Below are 1,997 nucleotides of genomic sequence, written 5' to 3'. Positions count from 1 at the left end.
TGTGAGTCGCAGCGGTAAGTGGCGTGGTTTTCGCACCGGTAAGTGGCATTTTTAGCAAGCCAGGTGGCCGCCGGCAGGTGTTGTAGGAGTTTAGAGCCCGAATGCTCCGCCACTGATGAGGATGAAGATACCGAGGACGATTAGCACGATAGGGAACAGCACGTGTTCCCAGCGTTCTAAGATTTCGGCGATCGGCGGGCGGGTGGCGATTAACTTGGCCAGCATGACCAGGACGGCGACGAGTACGAGGAAGACGATGCAGTAGGTCACCACCGTGGCTGGGGCTACGTTGAGGAAGACCGGCACGTAAACCCCAATGTTATCCCCGCCGTTGGCGAAGGTGACTGCTGCGACGGTCCACACGCTAACCCTCTTGTCCGCGATTTTGGCATCGTCATCATCGTCCTGGTCTTCACGCCAGGCCTGCCACCCAGCCCACAGGCCCAGACCCAGGGGAATCAGCCCAAAGTACGGGATAGCTGCCGAGGGCAGGATGGCTCCGGCACCCAGACTCACCAGCACAGCCGCACCGAGGATGCCTGAGAATCCCAGGTATTGACCGGCGGCGATACGTGCCGTGGTCCCGCGTTGTCCAGCTCCACGGGCGAAGAACAGCGAGACCACGATGATGTCATCAATATTGGTTGCGATGAACAGACCGATCGCCTGCACAACAGAGGAAAAAATCACGGGACCAGCCCCGAGGAGCAGCACCCCGGTACTGAACAGCCAGAGTCCAGACACGGCGCGTCCTCATCGACGGCCAGAGTGACCTCGACCAACGTAGTCAGCGCCTGTGCCAGGTGCGCATCAGTAATCTCATACCGTGTCTGGCGACCCTGGGGCACAGCGACCACGATCCCGCAGTCGCGCAAGCACGACAAATGATTGGAAACATTCGAGCGGGTCAGACCCAACCTCTGGGCCAGCTCCGCCGGGTAAGCCGGCCGCTCCATCAATCTCAGCAGTAGCCGTGATCGAGTGGGGTCGGCCATCGCCCGGCCCAACCGGTTCATCACATCCATACGAGAAGCAATAGTCAGCATCCAGTGAACTATACAGTAAACGCTGAACTATTGGACAGAACCCCGATTTTTCGGTCGTCCCAGTTCCTTGGTTCTGGGACACCCCGGGTCATTATCCGTATCGATGGGCATAGGGCAGCATTTTTCGTTCCAGAAGTAGTCCCACTAAAGAATCCCATCTATTCCGTACGGTTATGACTACTGGTACTCTCAGGGCATGGATTTGGGGTACGCGCGGGTTTCGACGGTCAAGCAGGATCTGGATCGGCAGATTGAGGCGTTGCGTGAAGTCGGCATTCCGGCGGAGCGGATCTATGTGGACAAGAAATCCGGGTCTACCGTGAACCGTCCCGGGCTGACTGCGGCGTTGGATTATGCCCGTGAGGGTGATGTGATCGTGGTGCACACTCTGGACCGGCTCGGGCGCACGGTGCGGGATACGTTAAACCTGATCCATGACCTCTCCGAACGAGGGGTGGGGGTGCGCAATTTGGCTGATTCGATCAAACTGGATTCCTCAAACCCTGATGATCCGATGGCTCAGCTGAATGTGGTGTTGCTGGCGCTGTTTGGGCAGATGGAACGCACCTACTCCCTGGAGCGTGCCGCCCATGCTCGGGCGGTAGCCAGGGCGAAGGGCCGACGGGTGGGACGGCCCTCGGTGGTAGATCCGGACAAGCTCTCCTACGCCGAGCACCTGCGCGCCAGCGGGTACACCATGGCGGAGATCGTGGCCAAGACCGGGATCGCCCGCACCAGTCTCTACCGTCACCTGCCGCCCCGGCCGCCGGAACCGGTGACCGCCGAACCGGAGACCACCAGCCCGGAGACCGCGGCCGACTCCGGCTCCGGCTCCGAGATCTGATACCGGTAGGTGGTCGCGATGGCGCAGTGGACCCCGGAAGACAAGATCGCTCTGCTGCGCCAACACGATGAGGGCGTCCCCTGGACACGGCTCGCCGCAGAATCCGG

3 protein-coding genes are annotated in these 1,997 nt (G+C 60.6%); 1 reads left to right on the top strand and 2 read right to left on the bottom strand.

Features of this window, described 5'->3' with window-relative positions; all coding sequences use genetic code 11:
- Positions 1–90 precede the first annotated feature (90 nt).
- Together TX78_RS05865 and cmtR are read right to left on the bottom strand one after the other, a co-directional pair.
- A complete protein-coding gene (locus tag TX78_RS05865) occupies positions 91–690 on the bottom strand; it encodes a cadmium resistance transporter (protein ID WP_044494935.1) in 600 nt (199 codons plus the stop codon).
- Positions 687–1,046: a Cd(II)/Pb(II)-sensing metalloregulatory transcriptional regulator CmtR gene (cmtR, locus tag TX78_RS13150; protein ID WP_081652606.1), complete on the bottom strand. Its 360-nt coding sequence runs from the start codon at positions 1,044–1,046 to the stop codon at positions 687–689. The genes TX78_RS05865 and cmtR overlap by 4 nt, the downstream gene beginning before the upstream one ends.
- 196 nt (positions 1,047–1,242) lie before the next feature.
- Between cmtR and TX78_RS05860 the strand changes: the two genes are divergently transcribed.
- The gene (locus TX78_RS05860; protein ID WP_044494603.1) at positions 1,243–1,890 is read left to right on the top strand and encodes a recombinase family protein; all 648 of its coding nucleotides are present in this window, start codon (positions 1,243–1,245) and stop codon (positions 1,888–1,890) included.
- Positions 1,891–1,997: the final 107 nt, after the last annotated feature.

Source organism: Nesterenkonia massiliensis (genome assembly GCF_000455245.1).
Taxonomy (GTDB): Bacteria; Actinomycetota; Actinomycetes; order Actinomycetales; family Micrococcaceae; genus Nesterenkonia; species Nesterenkonia rhizosphaerae.
The sequence above is the reverse complement of the archived record's forward strand: the minus strand, read 5'-3'. Positions and strand labels throughout refer to the sequence as shown.